The organism is Fodinibius salipaludis, from assembly GCF_002287075.1.
GTDB lineage: Bacteria > Bacteroidota > Rhodothermia > Balneolales > Balneolaceae > Fodinibius > Fodinibius salipaludis.
On sequence record NZ_NSKE01000004.1, the window covers coordinates 73,480 to 97,936 of the forward strand.

A 24,457-nucleotide genomic window follows, 5' to 3' on the forward strand; every position below is an offset into this window, starting at 1 on the left:
TATTAATACAGATTTCGATTAAAGTAATAACGTACTCCCACGCTGGCACTCCAGCTCAACCTGCGCCGATTTAATTGATTACCGGTTTGATCGTCTCCCTGGTGTGATAGTTGTGAATTCACGTTAACATTCAATGCAAGGCTATTCTCCAAGAAGTAGCTAAGGCTAGAATTCATCAAAACTCGATTATACCATTCCGATATTTCTAACGGTTCTTGCACTACACTCGTTGTTTCTTCAATCTTAGCTCGGCCATAGACATTACGTATCGCCGATCGAAATAAGAAGCGGTCTGTCACATTCCAGAGCCAATTCGCTTCAATTCCAGCGGAAAAATATCTTTGTGTTGCCACAACAGTATTTCGATCTCCTAATGGGTAACTTAGTGTAACATCACCAACCAAGCCCCATTGCTGATTCAGGGATGAGTTATGATACCAGCGCCCATTTATAAATCCGGCAATTTCTTTACTAATGTAAACATCGCGGTTAACCGGATCAATTGGGCTCATCGACTCCTCGGTGCGTTCCAAATCATTCGAATAGTTAAATTCGGCACCTCCCATCAGCTCCCATCCCTCCAATCGGGTTCCAAGAGCTTCATTAAGCACGTCTGTTAAATAAAGCATATCAAAAGTATCTAATGTGCTTAAATCCACATTGGTTTGCTGATCCATATCGCCCCAAAAATGTTTGGAAGGTCGATCATACCGCTGCTGATACCCTTGGTAACGAGTCATATGGTCTGCAGCAGATAAAATATCTTGTTCACTAAAAAATAAGCTACTATTTAAGGCCCCTGCCCTTTCCTTTAATCGTATCGCCCTAATAACTGGATTTACATTACGGACTCTTCCTATTCCTACCCCAAACTTCGGAGTAACCCGAAAGTTACGATCATAGATAAGTCGCTTGTCAGTTAATATCTCATTGTCTTTAGTCTCATCTTTCGTACTGCTGTAATCAAATCGAAACGCTCCTTCACCAAAAATAAAGACCTCGCTATTTATATATTCCCGAATATTGCCAACGATATTAGCCTCCGTCCCAAAACGGTTCAAGGTCTCTTTATTTTCTGTATCAGAAAAATCATTTCTGGACTTAAACAACTGATCTCTATAAGAGAGGTCCAGTGATGTATTGAGGTGTAAAATTCGGGCTTCTGACTCTCTGAATAAGTCATACCTTGGATTAAAAGCGGTGTTAACTTGGTTATTAAACGATTCGTTCCCAAAGTTTTTTGAATCACTTCCTGAATTAGCAGCATCTATATCAAAATAAAAGTTTGAATACCCCCAATCGGGAAGTCGGTAATCCAATAGTGGTTCAATATTTTCGGAGTCTGAAAAACCGACCGTCTGCTGGGCAGAAACAATTCCGACCGGGAACATTAAAAGGATAATACCTGTAATAAATTTCTTCATATTGAAAATATTTTGGTTGGTGTACAATCAACAAATAACAAAACCAATTGCCACTTTCGATAACATATTCATGCTATTAGAATCTTCTTAAACCTATAAGAGGAAATGGGTTATTGCTATTTTTCTTACTCAGCAATAGGCTTTTTTTCGAAATCCCGAAAATTAACATAGATCGATATAAGCAGCGCCATAAAAAAGAGAATCGCTGTTGCGGTATCCACTAACGCTGTACTGAAATCCAATCCCGTCAACAGCTCCACCAAAAACTCAATATAGGAAGTTGGCATCTCGGTGTATCCCAGCTCGCGACGCACCTGCCAGTGCCAATCGGTGCACGGACAGTATCCGAATCCGTACCAAATTCCCAGAATAAACCACGAAAATGCCGTAAACAGTAATGTGGCAAGGTTCCATCGACGGGTCGCCTTCCAGATCCATCCAAAAAGATTAAACAGGATAAGTACGGTGTGGAAGATGATAAAACCAATATCGAGCAAAATATACATCTCAAGAAAATGATGTTAAAAGTCCCAAAAGCATTTACCTTTCTTCTAAAAAGTAGTGATATTCATCTGCCTACAAAACTTTAATACAACTGTTTTAAATTATGGTTTTTATTTTCCTGATTGCTGCCCTCCTGTTCGTTCCCGCAGATGATCTCACAAATAATAATTTATGGGGTCAAAACGGCCATCGCATCGTGGGCGATGTTGCAGCCGATTATCTGACGCCCGAAGCCCGCGAAGAGATTGATCGGGTACTCGGACATGAATCGATGGCTATTGCCAGCACATGGATGGATAAAATAAAATCAGATCCAGCCTATGATCACACGCATGACTGGCACTGGGTCACCATTCCCAATGGGATGAAATATGAAGAAACAGAAAAAAATCCCAATGGCGATCTAATTAATTCCATTCGAACGTTTATTGAGGAGCTTAAAAGCGACAGCCTCTCCGCCAAAGAAGAAAAGAAAAAACTGCGAATGCTTATTCACCTTGTTGGGGATATCCATCAACCCCTGCATGTAGGCAATGGTAAAGATCGCGGTGGAAATGAAACTAAGGTCGAATGGTTTTATGAGGACTCGAATATTCATCGCGTGTGGGACAGTGAGATGATCGACGACACGCAATTAAGCTATACTGAATTTTCTGCAGCGATAAACCATCCTTCCGATCAACAGATTGAAAACTGGCAAGACAAGAGTGTCCTGGACTGGGCATACGAAGCCATGGAACTACGCGCTCAGGTCTATGATCTCCCTGAGGACCGAGAAATCGGCTATGAGTACCAGTACGAAAACCGCGATCTGCTGGATCGCCAATTACTCAAAGGCGGCGTTCGACTGGCAGGCATACTCAACGAGATTTATAGCAGTGATTAGTATTCAACTGGGTTGCAAGGATACGCCACGCCGTATCCTTACAGCTTCCCATTTTACTTTCACCCTTGTTCCGTACCTCCGGTGCGGAACGATATAAAAAGTGTGACTCATAAAATCTACCCAAACACCTCTTCAATCACATCTTCGTGGACCGCAATATCTCCCTCGCTCCAAAGTACAAAGCGAATGAGTGAGACGTATTCCAAGTCACCAACTTGTTCCAGAACTGTTTGAAAAGCAACGCGAGCGGCATCTTTCATCGGATATCCAAATGCACCGGTTGAAATTGCCGGAAATGCAATGCTCTCGATTTGATGATCTTCGGCAAGATCAAGCGCATTTGAATAACAGTTTGCAAGTAATTTCTCCTCCGGTTTGTCCCTTCCATAGACCGGACCCAAACAGTGAATAATGTAGTTGTTCGGCAAATTATGTCCGCCAGAAATAACCGCTTCACCCGGCTCTATTGGTGCCATCGAACGTGTTTGCTCGGTAAGTTCAGGTCCGGCGGCTCGATGGATAGCCCCCGCTACTCCACCGCCAATTCGCAATTCGGCATTTGCTGCATTTACTACTGCATCTACATCCGGCTGATTAGCAATATCTCCTCGCTTTAGCTCAATTGTTGTTCCTGATTGCTTTGCTTCTCTCATAGTCTTTTCAATCTATTCATATTAGCTTTTCAAAACACGAAATGCATGATTCAAATTCAATCAATACATGGGCATATTTATATAAATATAACTTCGCAAAACAATATCCTGACAACCAACTGCCAAACAGACTCCATCCTAATTCTAAATGACAGTTTCACTACCATAATTACAGTAACCGGCAAAAAGCGTCATATTAAAGAGCAAGAACACTGAAATTTAGGCATATTTTGGGGTTCGGTACGGTATTGGCTTTTATAATAGTGAAATAAATAAACAAAGAATTTTCACTAAGTAACTATCTATTATGAACTTAGATAAACTTACACTCAAAGCGCAGGAGGCCATGCAGGCAGCGGTAGAATTGGCTTCTGGAAATAATCATCAGGCCATAAGTCCCACGCACTTGCTCATGGCCTTTCTGTCGGATTCCGACAACGTCATCAACACGATTTTAAATAAACTTGGCGTGCGGATTCCACAATTAAAAACAGAACTCGAACAACGTATAGACAAGCTGCCGGTTGTAAAAGGAGCTTCGGTTTCGGGCCAGTATCTGTCAAATGATTCGAAAGAAGTTTTTGATAACGCCCAGAAATCGGCCGACAATTTAGGCGACGAATATATAAGCTCTGAGCACGTGCTTATTGGAATACTGGAATCAAAAGGCGAAGCCGGCAACCTGCTAAAACAAAATGGCGTAGCCAAAGATGATATCCTTAAAGTGCTTGAAGACGTCCGCGGATCACAGAAAGTAGACGATCCCAATGCCGAAAGTCGCTACAATGCCCTTAAAAAATATGGACGTGATCTGAATGAGCAGGCCGAAAAGAATAAGCTTGATCCGGTAATTGGTCGCGACCAGGAAATCCGGCGTATCATGCAGATTCTATCGCGTCGTACCAAAAACAATCCCGTTCTGATTGGAGAGGCCGGAGTTGGTAAAACGGCTATTGCCGAGGGACTCGCCTTGCGTATCAACAAGGGAGATGTGCCCGAAAGCCTTAAAACCAAGCGTATTGTAGCTCTCGATATGGGCGCCTTGATGGCCGGAACCAAATTCCGTGGTGAGTTTGAAGAACGACTCAAAGCCATTGTTAACGAAGTTCAGGAATCTGAAGGAGAAATCATTCTCTTTATTGATGAGATTCACACCCTCGTCGGAGCCGGTGCTACCGAAGGTGCCATGGACGCGGCTAACATTCTGAAACCATCACTGGCTCGCGGTGAGCTTCATGCCATCGGTGCTACCACGCTGGATGAATATCGCAAGCATATCGAGAAAGACCGTGCTTTGGAGCGACGAATGCAGAAAGTCTTGATTAATGAACCTTCTGTTGAAGATACGGTTTCGATCCTCCGTGGCCTACAAGAACGATATGAGCTCCATCATGGCGTTAAAATTCGGGATGAAGCACTGGTTGCCGCAGCTGAACTCTCACACCGTTACATCAGTGAGCGGTTCCTTCCAGATAAAGCTATTGACTTAATTGACGAAGCGGCTTCTCGCTTGCGATTGGAAATTGACTCGATGCCTGAAGAGCTTGATCAGATTGAACGACAAATTCGTCAGCTTGAAATTGAACGTGAGGGTCTTAAACGAGATCAGAACGATGAAAAAATTGAAAATATTGAGAAAGAGCTCGCTGATCTGGAAGAAACACGCAGCACCATGCGTAACCAGTGGGATACCGAACGCGACCTTATCAAGAAAACGCGTGATCTGAAGAAAGCTATTGAAACGGCTCGCAATGAGGCTGAAAAAGCCGAACGGGAAGGCAAGTACGACAAGGTTGCCGAGTTACGCTATGGTACCATCAATCAGCTTGAAAACGATCTGGAAGAAACCCAGAAAAAGCTCGAAGAGGTACAGGAAGGCCGCGCCATGCTGAAAGAGGAAGTCGAATACGAAGATATTGCTGATATCGTCTCGCGATGGACTGGTATCCCTGTGCGCAAAATGCTGCAAAGTGAACGTGAAAAGCTGGTGCATCTTGAAGAAGAACTGCATAAACGTGTAGTGGGACAAGATCCCGCTGTAGAAACGGTATCAAACGCGGTACGTCGTTCACGCGCGGGACTCCAGGATGCCCAACGTCCTATCGGCTCGTTTTTCTTCCTCGGATCCACGGGGGTCGGTAAGACTGAGCTTGCACGATCACTGGCTGATTTCCTCTTTAATGATGAGGACGCCATGGTCCGCATCGACATGAGCGAGTACATGGAGCGTCACAGCGTCAGTCGACTGGTCGGTGCCCCTCCCGGATATGTGGGATATGACGAAGGGGGTCAACTTACCGAGGCCGTACGACGTAAACCATACTCGGTAATCTTGCTGGATGAGATCGAAAAAGCACATGCCGATGTATTTAACATGTTGCTGCAAGTGCTCGATGAAGGTCGCCTCACCGACAACAAAGGCGTGACTGTTGACTTCACGAACACGATTATTATCATGACCAGCAATATTGGTTCGCACCTTATTTCAGATAAAATTGAAGAAACGGGCGGTGAATTTACGGATAAAGTCTACAGCAAGTTACAAGATCAGCTGATGGAACAACTGAAGAAACAGATTCGTCCGGAGTTCCTGAACCGAGTGGATGATGTAATCGTTTTTCACCCGCTGGCGAAAGAACACATCCGCGAAATTGTGGATATCCAACTTCGACGCGTACACAAGATGCTGGACCAAAAAGACATCAAGCTGTCGGTAGCTGATAACGTTAAAGACTGGCTGGCCGAACGCGGTTACGATCCCGTTTATGGCGCACGTCCACTCAAGCGCCTAATCCAAACAGAAATTATCGACGAGTTGGCTACCGAGCTGCTGAAGCGCGAAGAAGAAGGTAAAACACACTTCGAAGCAACCATCAGCAAAGACGGTGAAAACATCGAATTTGCTGAAGTTTATGAAGATGCCGAAGCCTGGGCAGGATAATTTAGATGACCGTTAACAATCTGGCTGCGTACCTCTGGTGCGCAGCCTTTTAAATTTACTGATTGTTGCTATGGTATAAACCTACCGTCCAGCACCAGAAGTACGGGACGAGATAGAAAATTATACAGATTAACTGCCTCTCTCTGGTAGCGTACCTCTGGTGCGCTACCCTCCTCAACGACGAAAACAAGTAATTTCTAAGCAAGTTTCTTGATCAAGATAATTGCAAATCGATGAGTATTCCCATTTCAACATATCATCAACGTAACCTGCTATAACCGGATTTTTATGAATGTACTCAATTTTTTGAAGCATCATTTTGTCGCCAACTATCTGCTTCGGATGGAATCCGTTTTGCCAAAATTGGTATTCAGACCTATTAGAGATAGAATCCTTTACAACAAAACTTTGTAACAGGTCTTGTTTTGCAGTTTTCTTAAGATAGTCTATGATTTCTCTCGCTGTATAGGATTTAAACAGTCTGACTTTTTTAGATAAATTTTCTCCTGAAGCGATAAAATGAATATGATCCTTCATAATGACATATGCATAAATAGCAACTTGACGCTCTTTTTGTAGAAACATAAATCCATCAAGGATCATCCGGGCAACTTCATGTATATCAAATACTGGTACCCAACCTACGACTGAAGAAGTCATAAAGTAGGGGTACCGCTTTTCATATATTTTATAGCGACTTCTTCCCATTCGGTCTTATCTAATTATATATTTATAAGTAAGACCCGAATAATAGAATTATCTTACAAAATTATTTCATGAAATACGTCCCGAACCAGAGGTACGGGACGAGATCAAAGATTACATATTCATTTGCGCCAATTCGGTTCCGCCCCGGAGGTACGGCACGAGATTTAGAGACAAGGTAGAATACGGAACAGAACGAGAGAAATTAATAATTCAAGCTGGCTGCGTACCTCAGATTTGTAGCCTTTTATATCTCAGCATAGAAACCTATTTCAATAATACCATCTTCTGAATAATCGCCTGATCTTCAAATTCAAGTCGGCAAAAATAGACTCCCGACGCATAACCGGAGGCATTCCAGCTTTCGGAATGGCTATCAGCCTCATAAAATTGATCAGTCACCTCATTGACTTTCCGTCCAGCAATATCCCAGATTGTTATTTGAACATTACCAGCTTTTTCAAGGCTAAAATTAATAGTCGTTGATTCTGAAAATGGATTGGGATAATTGCTCTCCAAGACAAGTTCCCCTTCTGTGTCTGCCGCCTCACCAACTTTGGCATCCACATTTTCGCGGACTTCTGGCAGACGCACGTAAAGATTTTCTCCCGGACATAAGGTACTGCATCCATCTCGGTGCCCACTGATTGTATGTAAGTTTAGTCCACTCGACGAATGATATTCCCGAGCAGAGGGATCGATATTTTTCTCATCGGACTTCCATGCCAACAGCTCCTCAAGGTTTCCCAGAGCTTCCAAAGAAGGACTGGTTTCCTCAAAATTCCCCAGCAGGGCAACGCCCATCGTATTTGAATTAGTGCCACAAAAATGAGCTCCTTGCACCTCATCATCGCCATTGATCCATCCGCGCCCCTGATAAATAACCCCAATCGGATCGATCAGCCAATTATAACCGATATCGCTCCAGCCATTGGTATTAACATGATAATCCCAGATGCTTCGCACCACTGCCGGCCAATCAGACGAGCTGTTAGTACCTGCCGTGTGATGGACAATCTGATGGGTGACATCCGTTCGCGAAACCGATCCGCTTGGATCCTGACCATCCGGACAATCCCAATCTGAGCGAGTTGCATAATCGGGCATGGGATAATCTTCGATTTCTGACTTATTGTGCCGTGGCTGCTGAGATGCTGTTTCTTCCAACGCTTGGAGCGTTTCTGCTGAAGTAGCACCCGGACTGGTAAATGAGAGACGCATTGAACGAAGCAATGAAGAACTCCCTGCGTCATCTATCACAACCCTAAATTGTATGCTTCTTGTATTTTTAGGTAAATACTGTAACCTCCCTACTACAGTATCTTGATGGATCGTAAGATGCTCATCCCTGTGAACTGTCATCCATTCCGACCACTGTTGATAATCTGTGGAGGAGCGTATTTGTAATTGAATATCATCGGACTCCTTTTCGGCCAGCTCCTGTATCAACCGACTACCAACCGCCAAAAATGGGGTGATCCCCTCCACAGGAACTACAATTTCATCAGAAACAAGTATTGCTTGTTGATCAACATCAGCTGCCTGAATCCCTTGGACCGTTTGATTAGCATTATCAACAGATTTTAACTTTTGGGTAGTTCCAAAATCAAAATTGATATACTCAGTTTTAATTTTTGAGGAATCTTCAGCCAAACCGGATTGGTTAGAATTTGCCTGTAGAGCGTCTGCCCCCATAGGCAAAAAAAATATTACTATAAAGCAGAAAAATACTTGGCGTACTAAATCCATATATAAACGGGCCTTTTAAGGATCGTTAAAACGATCATACCTTTTAATGATGCATCCGCTTAGATATTCCGATTGTTCTTCCTCTGGCTGGAACGACAAAAAAATCAAAGCGTTTCTTGGAATACCTATTTATCATCAGCCGCTCAACAAGTTCTCCGGATTCAAACTCTTCAAATCATCCACGATAAACTCGCGTCCCTCACGAATTTTTTCACCATCAAGATACACATCCGCACCTATACACACTAAGTCCCAGTGGATATTGCTCTCATTACCGTTGGGGGCAATCTCATAATCATTACCGAGCGTCAGGTGATTTGACCCGTAAATCTTCTCATCAAACAGGATATCATACATCGGCTCTTCAATGACGGGATTCAAACCAAAGCTGAACTCCCCGAACTGACGTGCCCCTGCATCGGTATCCAAAATATCTTCGAGCGCCTCGTTATTTGAAGAATCGGAATCAATCACCACACCGTCGCGAACTTCCAGCTTTACGTACTCAAACGGCTTGCCCTGGTATACGCTGGGAGCATAGGTAATATGTCCGTTTACGGATGACAGAATCGGTGACGAAAATAGCTCCCCGTCAGGAATATTACGCTTGCCAAAGCAGGGGATCCAGGTTTGATCCTTGACCGAAAATTCGATGTCGGTCCCTTCTCCTTCAAGACGAATCATATCCGTTTCTTCGAGTCTGGCTTGGAGAGGCTCCATGGCTTCTGCCAATTCCGTGTAATCTAACAGACAGGCTTTGTAGTAAAACTCTCGAAATCGCTGGGTTGGCATCTTGGCGTTCATAGCAAAAGCCTCCGACGGATAACGCAGCACTACCCAGTTGGTATTATTGACGCGCTCTTTATAATGTACGGGATCTACAAAATGATCGGCATACGCCTTGTTGGCTTTTTTGCTGACATCAGCCTGCTCGTAAATATTGAGCGCCGCGCGAACCCCCACAAAAGCATCCATCTTTTTCATGAGTGGAAGCTGATCGTTTTCAGCCTGTCCCTTCCAAAACTTCTTGTCTCCGGTTTCTACCAGCATGCGACGAATTTCAGTGTCCTCTATCTGCACATAGGGATTCACCTCCATCTCCCGGGCATGCTCTACCAGCGCTCTGAGCAAACCAATACCATTTAACCCCACCAACTGCAGCATCACATTTTGTCCTTTTTCTAACTCACAGCTAAATTCTAAAATCTTCTTCGCTAATTGACGATCTTCGTTTGAATACATATCTCTATTATTATATTTACTTTCTTTTTTTAATCTGTTCTATCAAAATGTACTGTAGTCCTAAAACAAGTTCAGGATGACACTTTTTCAAAAACGGCATCCCTCACTACTAAAACTAATAATCGTAATTCCATCGCAGATCCACTCCCTGCCGAATATTATTTCCCTGACGCAGAATCAACTTCAGATCTTCTCGAAGCATATACTCCAGCAAGAATCCCGTATCCGGTGTTGAACCCGTTATAACGTTTTGGATTGCAAAGAATACTTTGGGATTCAAATACCAACCGGTCGTTATCGAAGTACCGGTTTCTCCACCAGCACGGGTATTGTCAATCTTTACCACATCGATACCCAATCGCTGAGTCGCAAGAGCTTCCACCCGATCCAAAAGGACATCCAGAGCAACGTCAGCGGCCGTTGTATTACTCCCTGAGCTGGCCACCACCTGTTTCCAGGAATCCAGTGCATAAAAAGGCTGTCCAAATAACGTATAGCTTATAATATTTTCAAGCTCCATCGGGGGTTGACTCTCATACCTGAACTTGGGGTCCTCAACCGTACCTTCAATGATATACCAAATGACAATATCTTCCTGTGTTTGTGGGGGTTCATATTTAGTCCGAATCTGGAGTCCGGGATTCTCTGGGTTCCCGCTAAACGTTACAACGCCCTCTTCAAGATTAAATCGTTTTCCAAAAGGACGCGCATATCCATTGGGGGCACTCATATCCCCAAAAAGCTCCAGATCACTTCCGCTTTTTTTAACTAAATCCAACACCCCGTCTAACTCAAGTTCCATTTCGAGGTAGCGTTTATTCTGGATAAAAAACCGCCGATTAAACCCAACATCCATATCCAAGGCCAGAGAATCATAAATACTAAACGATGACGTTCCCTGATCTTCAGAATCCAACTGCACGCTTTCAACTGATTTTTCCCCAAAATTATCCAACTTAATAAAACCAGTCAGAAAATCTAGACTCCCGGATACTCTTGGACTTGTAACTGTTCCCTGTGTCCGGGCATTAAGATCTATTACGGCATTATACTCAGAGGTATTAGCCACCCGAAAATTCTGAGCATTTACCTTAATATCCATCTCCCCCGGAATCAGTTCTTCCAGGGCAATCGTGCCATCCGCCCGAATATTACCGCCTCCACTCTGTGCTGAGAGCTTTGAAATCCTGATTTCGTTCGGAGCAAAATTAACCGTCGTGGCAACATTATCCACCGTAATTCCAGCCGGCACCAAACGGAACCTTCCCCCTTTTAGTTCCAGATTCCCATCTGTTTTTAAATCTTCCATCGCCCCTTTTACTTGTACAGTCCCATCAAGCCTGCCCCTCACTTCTCTTAACAGCAACGGATCTATAAAATCATTCAGCGCCCTCAAGTTGAACTCATTCGTCTCTATATCGACAGCAATATGATCCTTCTGCTGCGGCAAGTCTACCTGTAAGGTTTTCATATCGATGAACAACGGGAAACGGGCACTAATTTGTGCTACGCGCTGCTTCAGCGACATCACCGAAGCATCCAGTGAAAGTTCCTCATCAATGTGTTGGTAATTTGCACCGGCCGTTATAGAATCGATGGCCACTCCTGATAATACCGCATCTTTCAGGGTCACATCGGCATCAAACTCAGGATCACCGGCCGTACCACCGAGCGTTCCCCAAAATGAAAGAAGACCATTCGTTTCTGTATCTTTCATTCCGCCCAAAAGTGATTGAAAACGCTCAATTGAAATATCGCGCATTCTCAAATCGCCTGATACCGATTCTTCAAAAAAGGTGTCATCAAACGTTTCGGGATCACCTAATTTAAAGGGTAAATCAGCATATCCATTGATAAGTTCATCATCTTCATCATTGAGCGTTAATGTGCCTTTCATCCGCTCTTCGGCAATATCAGCAGTGAGTGATAACGAATCAAAATCCGCCCCCTCAAAATAAATCTCTGATAAGAGCACATCACCTGTTGCCTGCAAGTCGGTTCCCTGTCGATCGATATTAAATTTCCCGGACAACATACCCTCAAAAAAGGCCTCTCCCCACAAGCTGTTCTGAATTGCAGCTGTATTCAGATCATTGACCTCAACAAAGCCACGTTGTTCATCCATGCTAATTAATGGCAAACCAACTTCCATAAATGCTCCATCCCCGGAAGAAATGCGCAACGTATCTACGTGCAAACTGTCATTCTGATACCACACCTCAAAAGACTCTTCGAGAGTTAGCGTACGATAACTGCTGATCAAATTTAATTCACTGGTATTTATTCTGATGGAATCTGTTGCCACCTTATAGGTTCCCGACTGCTCGATACGACCCTCCAAGGGACTTGAAAGCTGTAAGTCGTACTGGCCCTTAGCAATCCCTTCCCCATAATCGCCCTGTGTTTTAAGACTCAAATCCTGGAGCTGAATGCCTGAAAACATCGGTTCCTGTAGGTTTAGATCGGTTAGGTAAAGCAACGTTTCCCCTACATTGATATCTACCGAACCTTGAACGCGTTCAGCTATAAAAAGCGAATCGTATGCAACCTCATTCACATCCAATTTACCCAAAAACCGTAATCCTTCCTTCTCAAAGGGGCTTAAAGTCCCCGTAATATCGCCTGCTGCCTGCACCTCTTCAGCATTTGCCAAAGGGGCCATAGACGATAAATCCTTAAGCTGCAGATCTAAAAATAATTGGTTGTTCACATTATACAGGTCCAGCATATTCAACTGGAGACTAAATGCTCCATCCGCAATACCACTTTGCATCCGCGCACTGTCAACAGTTACAACGCTGTCTCGTACCGAAAAATCAGCAAATACCGAATCGACTCTCTCCCCATTTATAATCGAAGAATCGACCTCCACTGTTGATTGGAGCTGCATATTTGCGGGATCGAACCCAGTTCCCTTTCCGGTGACGGATCCATTTATCGACGTGCTGAAATTCTGTTCCCCTAAAAATGGGCGCAAATCTAATTGTTCCGTCTTCAACTGGTATTCATACGACGGTGTTGTTGTCATCTCCCGAAGCGAAGCAACCAATTCAATGTGTCCGTCATAAAAGTTCATGGCCCCATCTGCTGTGAAATGATTGCTGCTAATCCGGCCACTCACTTCCGAATTTGTGATATCATGGCCCAACATCATTCCCTGCTGCATGGAGAAAGTATACTCCCATGGTTCCTTCTGGGGATACCAATCCCGCCCCTCAAACGTCAAACTAAAACTTAAATTTCCGGCATAGGTCGTATCTTGCACCCAGTGACCCGGATTTATCTTTTTACCCAGAATATTGCCTTGTACCGAAGGCTGTTCCGACCAAATATCCCGGGCCGATAGATCGGCCTCCACCCGTTGCTGTTCTTCAACAGCTTCCACTCTCAAGGCAAGGGATTGGTTTTCGATTGTCGCATTACCCGAAAGCTTTTGCAGCCTATAAGGATTGCCTGCAATCTCAGATGCCGCAAACGACAATTCCCCGGATGTCTTTGTCAAATCAGCAATATTTACCTGACCGTTAAAAGAACCATCTAACTTTTGTAAATGCGGATAAGTCGTATCTGCTAATAGTGTTGCCAGATCTATTGATTCGGCGGTGGCAGTAACCTGCTCTACAATGAACTCAGACTGCCATGCAACACGGCTGTTCATTTCGAACGATCGTATTCCTTCTCCCTCTATAGAAAGTCCAAGGTCAAACTGCTCTGGATTTCCTCGTGCCGAAAACGTTACGTCCAAGTCTTCCCGAACGGGATAGTTTTCCACAATATCTACCATGTCCGACCAATATATTGGAGTAGACGCAATACCAAATTGAAGACTGGTATCAGCTAAATTAGCATAACCATTGGCTTCAATAACCGACTGCCCTGTTGCCAACACCAGCTTTTCGAGTGTCAGGTTTTGCTCGTTAGCCGAAGCTGATGCTTGTACATCCAGAGAGTGTCCCAAGTCAACTTCAGTGAGATTTAAATTAAAGTCACGCAGATCTACCTCATAGGCACTCCCATCATATCCAATACTACTGACAATATTCATTTGGCTAATCTCATAACTTGATCCCAATGGCAGGCTGTCAGATTTAATTGAAACAGTCCCGTTATCCAAAACAAAATTTGAAACGTGAAAGGGTATCATTGCTGACTCTGTTGTATCGGATGATTCGTCAATCATCTGCTCAATATTCCAACCTTCGGCATCCTGTTGCACATTTAATACAGGTCGATAAATCCCCAGATCAGTAACCTCAATTTTTCCGCCCAATAAAGCCCAAATATTGTACGTAGCATGTACAGAATCGATTTGTGCGATAGTATCTTCTTGAGTTACCGTAATTTGAGATAGCGTAATATCCGTCCATAAATCTCCCGACAGTTTTTCTATGGACAGTTCTGCATTGAGCTGTTCGTTTGCTGTTGAAATGAGTGTACTGCGAACCCAATCCTGAATAAAAGCTGTTTTTAAGGATAGGCGCAGAACCAATCCAAGTACAACAATAGATAAACAAAGCCAAAGCAAACGTTTGCCCCAGCGTTTAAAAATGCTATTTCTGTCAGTCTGCTGATCCATTTAAAATGCCTGTCCTATGCTAAAATGAATACCTATACGATTCCATACACTGCCATGGTTCGTTCCCTGGTAAATATCTAAATCCTGATCGGTAGGATTAAGTTTATATCCGATATCAACTCTTACAGGTCCCAACGGGGATTGATAACGAAGTCCGCCACCTACTCCAAATTGCAGGGGACGTTGACGAATACGGGCAAACGTTTCCCAGATTTGCCCTCCATCCAAAAAGGCAGCCATCCCAAGCCCATTAATTAAAAATCCTAACTCCTGGCGAAGTTCCATATTGAATCCAAGCATGGCCCTGCCCCCCAAGGGAACGTACTCATCGAACCCGCTACTGTCGACCCGCACCCTTTTGGGTCCCAATTCATGACGATACCACCCCCGTACCGAATTCGTTCCTCCCAGATAAAAACGAATATTACTGGGTAAAGAATCCGAAGAAGTGTGGTGGAGCCCCCCTCCTTGTACTCGCGTAGCTAATATCGTTGAACTCGAGAGCCTGGTAAAGCGACGGATATCTGCAGACGCTTTTTGAAAGTTAAATGTGGCGAATCCAAAAAATCCCGAGGATTCAAGATAGGGCTGTATCACCCATCCTTCCTGCTGGCGGCCATAACCCTGGCTGTAATAACCGGTTAATTGTAATGATGACAGATCGTACTCCAGTGTTGTATCGGGCAAACTAATATCCCTTTTCCTTGACAACTCCTGGTTTTTAGTGAACTCATACGAGGCCGAGGCCGTCAAATTCTGACTGTATTGATAAATAAAACTATTGGTGACACCCGCACGCAACAGCTCATAATTACTCTCTAACAAATGCTGGCCAAAAGGAGATATAATGAAACTACTTTTGGTATTGAATACATAAGGAAATTGGTACCCAATATTTGCGTACTGCTCAATAAATGAACCCCTTGCCGTCATACTAAAGCGATGTCCGCGATGAGCTACATTCCGATGGGTCCAGCTGGCTTGTCCTCGAAATTTGTCTTCAAGTCCAAATCCCCCCAATAGCTCAACTGAACGCTGCTCATTTTCACGAATACGCATCAGTAAATTCAGCGTAGAATCTTGCGGCTGATCGGGAATGCTAATCGTAGCAAACCGAAATAAATGATGATTAAAGAGCTCTTGTTGCGCCTCCTGTAGCTTCTTAAGACTATATAATTCGCCCCTTTGCAATGCTGCTTCACGCAATACATAATCCTTATCAACTGTTTCAATGCCCTCAACTTCTATCGAGTCTATATATGTTCGTGGCCCTAAATCTACCTGTATCGACACATCTGTAGAAAGGGCTGAAGTATCAATAGCTGCCTCAATATTCACATCCACATATGCGTACCCCAAATTCTTTATTACATCCGAAAATTGTCCCACCACCTCAGGTTCTTTTATCATCTCAAACCGGTTGCCTTGTTGATAAGGATGCTTATTTTGCACTCGGGTAAAAGAAGAGTTATCCCGAACCTGCCTTACATTTTCATCGCCCCCTTCAATCAGGTACTCAACATTCCGTATTCGGATGGGATTATTTTCCTCTATCGTAAAAACTACTTCTTTTTTCCACTCTTTACCCTTTGACTCAATACGATATCCGACCTCAATATTTATAAATCCCCGTCGCTGATAATAATTACGAAGTCGAATTACATCTCGTTTAACATCATTTTCATTTAACTCAAACCCGGTTTTATCCCAAAACTTCAGTTTTTCTCCAATTCCCGGAGACTCTGTAGCAATCTGGTTCTTCAGCACCATCGCGGTATATGTGGTATTACCCTCAAAAGAAATACTCCATACCTGGGGGGTTCTCCCAGAATCATCCGACACATCCTGGGCAACGGCTAATGTGATACCTCCCAAAACCATTAGCATGATAGTACATATATATTTCAACAGGCCAAGTAGCCGCACGCAAATCTTGTTTAAAGGATTGAAAGAGTGAGTCTTAAGATATGATCAAAAAAAGCTAAACAATAATAAAATTCATCTAACCATTAATAAAGAAGTTTAAAAAGATTGCTAAATATCCAATAGTGATTTTAAGTATTTTGAATCGTACTTTCGATCTCTGAGCAAAAGACAACAATTTATTTTCTATGGCAAATCGCATACACACATTTTATTCGGTTCTTGTTTTCCTGCTAATATTACTCCTTTGGGGATGCTCAACCTCCGAGGAGTTTTCGGGCTATTCCTACGATCCGGAAGGCGTTACCGAAACTACGGATAAAGAAACAAACCCCCATTATACACGCGTTATTGGCGTTAATGACGGAAAAATTTGGGTGAGCAATGATTTTTCGGGCGCACGCATGAACGACTTTTATCAGGTTAACGACTCGCTATATCGTGTCACCATCAAACCCGAGCACAACGAAATCAATAACAGTCCCTGGTACGCGTTTCAAATCTGGAGCACTGAACCGGATACCATCAAATTACAGCTGGATTACGAACATGGCAATCATCGATACCTTCCAAAACTCAGCAAAGATGGTGACAACTGGCAATCCATCGACAGTACCAGCTTTTCAACTGATACAACGGAAGGAACCGCTACGTTGACACTCAACCTCAAAGAGGAACCGCTCTGGGTATCAGCACAAGAATTATTTACTTGGGATAAATATAAACCGTGGCTCGACTCGCTGGCTCAAAAATCATTTATAACGCCAGACACCGTCGGCCGTTCGCACAACAACCTTCCAATTATCAAACTAAACATCAGCGAAACAAATACCGATGATCCGCGCGGGGTGATGATCATTACCGGACGCCTGCATCCCCCTGAAGTGACCGGGGCACTTGGGACAGAAGCATTTATTAATGAACTTGCTTCCGATACTGAACTGGCTAAAAAATTCAGGGATAATTTTGAAATATGGGCCTACCCGTTTGCAAATCCTGACGGTGTACAGCAAGGCCACTGGCGCTATAATGCTCGCGGTGTAGATCTCAATCGCGACTGGGAGCACTTCAATCAGCCGGAAACACGTGCTATTCGTAATGATCTGCTTACCCTTAAAAATGATAGTCTTCGCAAAGTGTATTACGGCATAGACTTTCACTCTACGGATGAAAATATTTTCTATCCTATTAATCGCGAAGAAGAAACCTTTCCCGACGATTTCACTTACCAGTGGATCGACTCTCTAAAACAGGAATTTCCCGAATATCCTATTGAAGTAGAACCTTTTCCGCCTAATTCACCCATCACCAAAAACTGGATTTTTCACACTTTCGGGGCCGATGCGGTGACCTATGAAATAAGCGATAACGCACCCCGCGACAGCATGCATACGGTTACCCGTGAAAGCGCTCGGATAATCATGAAGCAATTACTTGAAGAGAAGAAAGAGCATTAACTCCCGAAAATGTTAAAGCTTTTGAAGCGCGGGAAGCTTATTCAAATACAACAACATCTCATGCTGAACTTGTCGTGTCTCGACCATTCGGGATTTCAGTATCTGTCAGACCCTGAAACGAGTTCAGGGTGACACGTGATGTGCATTATCACTTCTTTACATTTACTTAGTATACAGTAATGAGACGGGCACACCGAGTCATTACAAGTTTTCTAAACTCTCCTATGTACGTAATGATAAAAGACATCACCATATAATATTGTTCATGATTTCTTTATCTTCGTTTGCTATAATCTGCATTGCTAAATAATGGGAGTTTAAGTCTCCTCTAACAAATCGAACTTTTTACAGAAATCGATGGCACATTCGCACGACCACGGACATCACCACCACGGCAAAGACCAAACCGAAGGACGTCTGTGGATTTCTATCATCCTCAATTTTATTATTACCGTTGCTGAATTTATCGGTGGAATTATATCCGGCAGTCTGGCGCTTCTTTCCGATGCACTCCACAATCTGAATGATACCACCTCGCTCGGCATAAGCCTCGTCGCCCGGAAAATTTCTAAAAAAGAAGCCAATCGCGAAAAAACGTTTGGCTATAAGCGCGCAGAAATTATTGGGGCTTTTGTCAACCTCGTTACCCTCGTCATTATCGCCCTCTACTTGGTCAAAGAAGGTATAGAGCGATTCTACAACCCACAGCCCATCGACGGCATGGTGATGTTTATCGTTGCCATTATTGGCCTGATCGGCAATGTTATCACCGCTATTCTGCTGTACCGCGATTCCACCGAAAACCTAAATCTCCGCAGTGCCTATATCCATATCCTGTCGGATGCCTTTTCATCGGTAGGCGTTATTATTGCCGGTGTACTAATCCTTTGGTATCAACTATATATTATCGATACCATCCTTACGCTCATCATTGCCGGCTACATTCTCTGGCACAGCTACTATATGCTGCGACAAACCATCAACATTTTAATGGAAAGCACTCCCGCCAATATCGAAATCCCCAATGTGCAACAGGCTATGACCAGTATCAGTGGCGTGCTCGACATTCATCACCTGCACGTTTGGCGACTCGACGAACAAAACATCCTCTTAGAAAGCCACGTCGTGATTGACGAAGAAAATATGGGCCAGATGGAAGCCATTAAATCAGCGCTGAAAGATCTACTAAGTACCGATTTTGATATCCACCACTCCACCCTCGAATTCGAATTTGAACCCTGCGAAGAACACCACGAAAGTCCCTGCAACTAAACATCCGGTCAATCTAACTATGAGTCCTACTCTCAAATCGCTACTTGTTTCGCTTCTCATCATCGCAACCTTCACCGCATGCGGCCCCGATACGCTGTACGACCTCAGTGGCGACACCTTTCAACTCCGTAACTCCGACAGCACCCAAGTCAATTTTCCCGGTGACTTTAAAGGAGACATCTCACTCGTCACCTTCATCTACACCAACTGTCCTGACGTGTGCCCCGTTATCACTGCTAACATGACCAATATCCAGCGTGCGCTCGACGATACCTCCGGAGTCAACTTCATCGAAATCTCCTTCGACCCCAAACGCGATAGCCCGTCCACCCTCAAAGAATACCGAGATTTATACGAACTCAATGAACAGTTTACCATGCTCACCAGTCACCCGAACGACAGCGACGTGCTGCTCGATAAGCTCGATATCGTCGCCGAAAAAGCCATTATCGATTCACTCGGCCACGACAGCACAAACTACGCCATGCGCCACTCCAACACCCTTTACCTGATGGACCGTGACGGCTACATCCGCACCGAATACCCCGCGCACCGCGTCACCCCCGAACATGTTAAAGATGACATCAATTACCTCCGATCAGAATGAAATCAATAACTCACTTTCTGCTAATTTTACTATCCGGCTGCTTACTGTTTTTTGGATGTAGTTCTGAGTCGAATTCTTCGAACGAATCCGACTCCAAAAAAGAAGTCGTTCTCGGAAAAATAGCCCTCGACAACGCCTGGGCACGTCCCGGTTCACAACAAGGCAAAAGCGCTGCATACCTGCGCATCTCCAACGGCACCGCCTCCACAGATACGCTACTTTCATTTAGCAGTAATGCCGCCGAAAGCGTCGAACTTCACAAATCCATTGAAAATGATGACGGCACTACCAGCATGCAACCCGCTGATGAGCAAGTTATTCCATCCGGAGAAAAGCTTCATATTGAACCCGGCGGGCTCCACCTTATGCTTACCAACTTAAAAAGAGATATGGCCGTAGGCGACTCCCTCCAAATTACCTTAGAATTTGCCCGTGCCGGTACCGTGACCACCACCGCCCCGGTACAGATACAGAATTAAAATACCTACCCAAACCAGCAGCTGAACTTGCCCTCTGATGCGTAGAAATCCCAAGGGATGGCATCACTGTAATACATTACATAAATTTGCCTTGGCGATGGAGTTCGCCTTCAACCGCTCCGGCCACCATCGTAGCTGATGACTCCTGTTAACATAGAAGTTCCGTGTCACCCTGAACTTGTTTCAAGGTCTGGCAGATGCTGAAACAAGCTCAGCATGACACCTTACTTAATAAGAATTAATCTTACAGGAGTTATCACATGCTACAATCCATATTAGCAGTCGGCGCCGGCGGATTCTTTGGAAGCATTTTCCGCTACCTTATTAGTCATTATATAACCATCAGCGCCCAATCCACTTTTCCCTTCGGTACGCTCACCGTTAATCTTGCGGGTTCCTTTTTGATCGGAATCATTATTGCGTCTGCGCTCGAAGGAAATCTAAACAAATCCATGCGCCTTCTTTTAGCCACCGGTTTCTGCGGTGGATTTACAACCTTCTCTTCCTTTTCTTACGAATTCTTTTCTCTCCTGCAGCACGAACAAACCGGCTATGCCTTTTTGTACGCCGTGGCCAGCTTTGTATTGGGATTAGCTTTTGTTTGGCTGGGCTTTTCGCTGGTAAAAGTCTAATAAAAAGAACAAAGGCACGATCGGACGTTTGTTCTATACATTGCTAACAGTAATGATATGAGAAAATTGAAACGAGACTCAACCTCCATCCATCGACTAAAAAAACACTTACCCCTGTAAATAGCGCCAATGTCCAATCTTGCTGTTATCAACCGCCTCAAAACCAAATAAAGTCAACCCGAAAAAAATAACATTGTTTTAAAACAACTTTGGTTTTCATTTTTTACTTTAAACGCGCAGCAAAAATACACAGTCAAAAGAATAAATTATGTCAAACTCTGATAACAGCAGTTCTCGAAACGGCATCTCTCGGCGCCAGTTTTTAAAATCCAGTGCTCTTTCAAGTTTGGGACTTGGCACCTTTATGCTGGGTGGGTGCGACACGAACAGTCAAAGCTTCCAGGATAGAGGAGAAGCTAAAAATGTAATTTTCATGGTCAGCGACGGCATGAGCGCAGGCACATTCAATATGGGCGATCTGATCAAAAGGAGGCAGTTCGGAAATCTCAGTCACTGGGTTGATCTCTACAACTCTGACCGGAAGTTCCATCGCGGAATAATGGATATGGCCTCCCTCAATTCTCCGGTAACGGGTTCTGCTGCAGCTGCTTCCTCGTGGGGATGCGGTCATCGTATCAATAACCAAGCTGTAAATACAGGACCGAATGGCGAGGAATATAAACCCATTAACCAAATTTTTAAGGATGCCGGCAAGAAAACAGGACTGGTAACAACTACACGCATCACCCATGCTACACCTGCTGGATTTTCAGTCAGTATCGATTCCCGCGGTAAAGAAGATCAGATTGCCAAAAAATACCTGCAGCGGGAATATGACTTAATGCTGGGCGGCGGTGCACGACATTTCAAGGCCGATAGCCGTGATGACGGACAAGATTTGATTTCAAAATTTTCTGACAAGAACTACACCATTGCCCGTACCAAGCAAGAACTTAGCGAAGCTTCTGTAGATAGTCGGTTATTAGGGCTCTTTTATGATAGCCACCTCCCTTATACCATTGATCATCAAACAATTGATGAACATCAGAAAAATATCCCTAACTTAGCCGAAATGACGGATAAAGCTCTGCAGCACCTCGAGAATCAAAACGGTTTTATTTTACAGGTCGAAGGCGGACGTGTCGATCACGGAGCTCACACCAATGATGCTGCAGGGATGCTCTACGACCAGGTTGCATTTGACGACGCCGTTAAAGTTGCGCTCGATTTTGTGGATCAACGAGATGATACGCTGCTTATCATCACTACTGATCACGGAAATGCTAATCCAGCTCTTAACGCCGCCGGTGATGGCTATAATGATTCCGGCCCATTTTTTGATCGCCTTCAGGATTTTCGACACTCAAACAACTGGATCTTATCCGAATTGGATGAAAATAGCTCCGTTGCAGACATTCGTGAGCGTGTCGAATACGCTACGCAATTGGGCATCGAAAAAGAAGAAGCCCAGACACTGCGAAAGGCCCTCAACGGAAACCTGGAAACTATTTACGATATCAAAAACTATCCGTCCAGCGTTCTCGGATCTATTTTAGCTAATTATACCAGCGTTAGTTTTACCAGTGGAGGTCACACAAGCGATTATGTAGAACTTGCTGCATTGGGCCCGGGTATAGAAAACCTGGATCATTTTACGCGCAATACCGAACTTTTTGATCTTATGGTAAATGCTGCCGGAGTGAATGCAAATATGGCGATAGCATAAGAAAAAGGTTAGCTATAACTAATAGTTTCACATTAAATATCTTCAAAAGATCCTTCGCATCTTTTATCCGAGGTTGCTACACCTCTCATATTAAAAATGATGCTATAATGAATAGAATCAAATGCGTAGGTCGCCATTTTAGGAATTATATTATATCTGATAACCTAAAAGTAACTTTTCCGGTAATTGTGGAATTAGAATTTTGTAAAATAATTTAAATCTATCTGTGTTATAATAAGCTATGGTGACATCAATTATCAATAGGTAAAGAGCAGCATCTTTAATACCTTTATAATTAATTTTATCGGTATCTAAACAACAAACTGCCAAATGATTAACGCCATAAAGCATATTTTCTTTTTTGTGCTTATTTTTGCTGTTGGCAGTGCTATATCCCAGCAAAATATTGCCCAATTGGGTAATATTGGCAGTTCTGAATCAGGTTCAAAAACGCTTTGTCAACAACTTACCAACGGAAGCATTGCAAATCCTTCCGGAGACATTGACTCACTTTTTAAAAACGTGTCTAAATCGAATGCCGATGACGCACAGCCCAAAACTATTACGAGCTGTAATTCTCTGCTGAATATTCTTCCCACAAAAAACAATTTTTCTTTCAGCCCCGGAGAACAACCAATAAATATTGGCTTTTATAATGCCGTACGCTCCTCTCTAATATTTGTATTTCAAGAGCCCGACCCTCCTCGGCTCGGTTGATCCTTTCTGGCTTTCCAGCCCCTTTTCGATAAATTTTTCAAAAGAACACATCCAGCTGGATAGATATTATCCCTGTATCTTTAAGATCAACCTTAACTATGACGTATTTAAAACAACATAAAAAGCTAATCCCATTACTTGCAGTAGCTATACTGCTCGGTATTGCCGGCTATGATTTACTCAGCGAACAACAGGAAAATGCTGCAATCGTTAATTCCCGAAAAATGATTGATCCCTCAACCATAAGCGGCCGAGCAGCCTGTGAGGTTCCCATTCCGGATATTTCAAAACGAGCACAGTCTGAACAACCTGCCTTCGAGGCAAAAGGAATTTCCAACTAACTATTGTATTACTGATTATGAATTTCTCTCGATTTTCAACACATATATTTTTCATTATTCCATTAGCTTTTTCACTAATTGCATGCGGCACCCCAGACGAACAGGCCTCTGCTGATAACGCACAATCATCCGCAGAACAAACAGCCAGCCCCCAGAACTCATCCCAACAGGAATTTAAAGAGGCTCCCGATTTCACCCTTGAAACAATGGAGGGTACCTCCTTTACTTTATCCGATCAACGAGGAAAAGTTATCGTTCTCAACTTTTGGGCAACGTGGTGTGCACCTTGCCGCAAAGAAATCCCCGACTTTATTGAGCTCCACAAAAAAATGAAAGATGACGGAGTACTTTTTGCCGGTATTTCTGTTGATGAAGAAGGCTGGGATGCCGTTCGTCCCTTTGCCAATGATCTGGATATCAATTATCCTATCATGGTCGATAACGGTAGCATATCAAACGAGTATGGACCTATTCGGGCAATCCCAACAACGTTTATAATCAACAAAAAGGGACAAGTAGAATATGTAGCGCCCGGAATGGTTACGAAAGAAAAACTACAGCCTATACTTGAAAAGTTGGCTAATAGATAATTCTATTTAAATACCGGTTAAAACCTATTTACC

19 protein-coding genes and 1 riboswitch are annotated in these 24,457 nt (G+C 43.7%); of the genes, 11 read left to right on the forward strand and 8 right to left on the reverse strand.

Going from position 1 to position 24,457, the window contains the following annotated elements; all coding sequences use genetic code 11:
* Positions 1-2 precede the first annotated feature (2 nt).
* Both CK503_RS06310 and CK503_RS06315 read right to left on the reverse strand, forming a co-directional pair.
* Positions 3-1,424, reverse strand: a complete 1,422-nt coding sequence (locus CK503_RS06310; protein WP_095605953.1) for a hypothetical protein — start codon at positions 1,422-1,424, stop codon at positions 3-5.
* A gap of 125 nt (positions 1,425-1,549) precedes the next feature.
* A complete protein-coding gene (locus CK503_RS06315) occupies positions 1,550-1,930 on the reverse strand; it encodes a DUF2784 domain-containing protein (protein WP_095605954.1) in 381 nt (126 codons plus the stop codon).
* A gap of 101 nt (positions 1,931-2,031) precedes the next feature.
* On the opposite strand from CK503_RS06315, the gene CK503_RS06320 reads away from it, so the two are divergent.
* Entirely contained in the window at positions 2,032-2,814 is a 783-nt protein-coding gene (locus tag CK503_RS06320) for a S1/P1 nuclease (RefSeq protein ID WP_095605955.1), read from the forward strand.
* Positions 2,815-2,930: 116 nt separating this feature from the next.
* Here the strand turns inward: CK503_RS06320 and CK503_RS06325 are convergent, their stop codons facing one another.
* Entirely contained in the window at positions 2,931-3,467 is a 537-nt protein-coding gene (locus tag CK503_RS06325) for a macro domain-containing protein (protein ID WP_095605956.1), read from the reverse strand.
* Positions 3,468-3,774: 307 nt separating this feature from the next.
* On the opposite strand from CK503_RS06325, the gene clpB reads away from it, so the two are divergent.
* Positions 3,775-6,408, forward strand: a complete 2,634-nt coding sequence (gene clpB, locus CK503_RS06330) for an ATP-dependent chaperone ClpB (RefSeq protein WP_095605957.1) — start codon at positions 3,775-3,777, stop codon at positions 6,406-6,408.
* Between the two features lie 174 nt (positions 6,409-6,582).
* On the opposite strand, the gene CK503_RS06335 is transcribed toward clpB, so the two are convergent.
* The 5 genes from CK503_RS06335 to CK503_RS06355 all read right to left on the reverse strand — a co-directional run bounded on the left by CK503_RS06335 (position 6,583) and on the right by CK503_RS06355 (position 16,606).
* Positions 6,583-7,116, reverse strand: a complete 534-nt coding sequence (locus CK503_RS06335; RefSeq protein ID WP_095605958.1) for an REP-associated tyrosine transposase — start codon at positions 7,114-7,116, stop codon at positions 6,583-6,585.
* 264 nt (positions 7,117-7,380) lie between these two features.
* Positions 7,381-8,808 (reverse strand): N-acetylmuramoyl-L-alanine amidase, encoded by a 1,428-nt coding sequence (locus CK503_RS06340; protein ID WP_176466233.1) that lies wholly within the window; start codon positions 8,806-8,808, stop codon positions 7,381-7,383.
* A 189-nt stretch (positions 8,809-8,997) separates the two neighbouring features.
* A complete protein-coding gene (locus tag CK503_RS06345) occupies positions 8,998-10,104 on the reverse strand; it encodes an aminopeptidase (RefSeq protein ID WP_095605960.1) in 1,107 nt (368 codons plus the stop codon).
* Positions 10,105-10,219: 115 nt separating this feature from the next.
* Positions 10,220-14,680 (reverse strand): translocation/assembly module TamB domain-containing protein, encoded by a 4,461-nt coding sequence (locus CK503_RS06350; RefSeq protein ID WP_095605961.1) that lies wholly within the window; start codon positions 14,678-14,680, stop codon positions 10,220-10,222.
* Entirely contained in the window at positions 14,681-16,606 is a 1,926-nt protein-coding gene (locus CK503_RS06355) for a BamA/OMP85 family outer membrane protein (protein WP_141239896.1), read from the reverse strand.
* A gap of 185 nt (positions 16,607-16,791) precedes the next feature.
* On the opposite strand from CK503_RS06355, the gene CK503_RS06360 reads away from it, so the two are divergent.
* The 9 genes from CK503_RS06360 to CK503_RS06405 all read left to right on the forward strand — a co-directional run bounded on the left by CK503_RS06360 (position 16,792) and on the right by CK503_RS06405 (position 24,424).
* Complete coding sequence (locus tag CK503_RS06360; RefSeq protein WP_095605963.1) at positions 16,792-18,060, forward strand: M14 family metallopeptidase; 1,269 nt, start codon at positions 16,792-16,794, stop codon at positions 18,058-18,060.
* Between the two features lie 357 nt (positions 18,061-18,417).
* Positions 18,418-19,332: a cation diffusion facilitator family transporter gene (locus tag CK503_RS06365; protein ID WP_095605964.1), complete on the forward strand. Its 915-nt coding sequence runs from the start codon at positions 18,418-18,420 to the stop codon at positions 19,330-19,332.
* A gap of 19 nt (positions 19,333-19,351) precedes the next feature.
* Complete coding sequence (locus CK503_RS06370; protein WP_095605965.1) at positions 19,352-19,939, forward strand: SCO family protein; 588 nt, start codon at positions 19,352-19,354, stop codon at positions 19,937-19,939.
* Entirely contained in the window at positions 19,936-20,418 is a 483-nt protein-coding gene (locus tag CK503_RS06375) for a copper chaperone PCu(A)C (protein WP_095605966.1), read from the forward strand. Before CK503_RS06370 ends, CK503_RS06375 begins: the two co-directional genes overlap by 4 nt.
* Positions 20,419-20,502: 84 nt before the next feature.
* Positions 20,503-20,573: riboswitch (Fluoride riboswitch) on the forward strand.
* Positions 20,574-20,678: 105 nt separating this feature from the next.
* Positions 20,679-21,050 (forward strand): fluoride efflux transporter CrcB, encoded by a 372-nt coding sequence (gene crcB / locus CK503_RS06380; RefSeq protein ID WP_095605967.1) that lies wholly within the window; start codon positions 20,679-20,681, stop codon positions 21,048-21,050.
* 268 nt (positions 21,051-21,318) lie between these two features.
* On the forward strand, positions 21,319-22,776 hold the full coding sequence (locus tag CK503_RS06385) for an alkaline phosphatase (RefSeq protein WP_095605968.1): 1,458 nt from the start codon (positions 21,319-21,321) through the stop codon (positions 22,774-22,776).
* 330 nt (positions 22,777-23,106) lie between these two features.
* Complete coding sequence (locus CK503_RS06395; RefSeq protein ID WP_095605970.1) at positions 23,107-23,493, forward strand: hypothetical protein; 387 nt, start codon at positions 23,107-23,109, stop codon at positions 23,491-23,493.
* Positions 23,494-23,591: 98 nt separating this feature from the next.
* A complete protein-coding gene (locus CK503_RS06400; RefSeq protein WP_095605971.1) occupies positions 23,592-23,834 on the forward strand; it encodes a hypothetical protein in 243 nt (80 codons plus the stop codon).
* Between the two features lie 17 nt (positions 23,835-23,851).
* Positions 23,852-24,424: a TlpA family protein disulfide reductase gene (locus CK503_RS06405; RefSeq protein WP_095605972.1), complete on the forward strand. Its 573-nt coding sequence runs from the start codon at positions 23,852-23,854 to the stop codon at positions 24,422-24,424.
* The last annotated feature ends 33 nt before the right edge of the window (positions 24,425-24,457 follow it).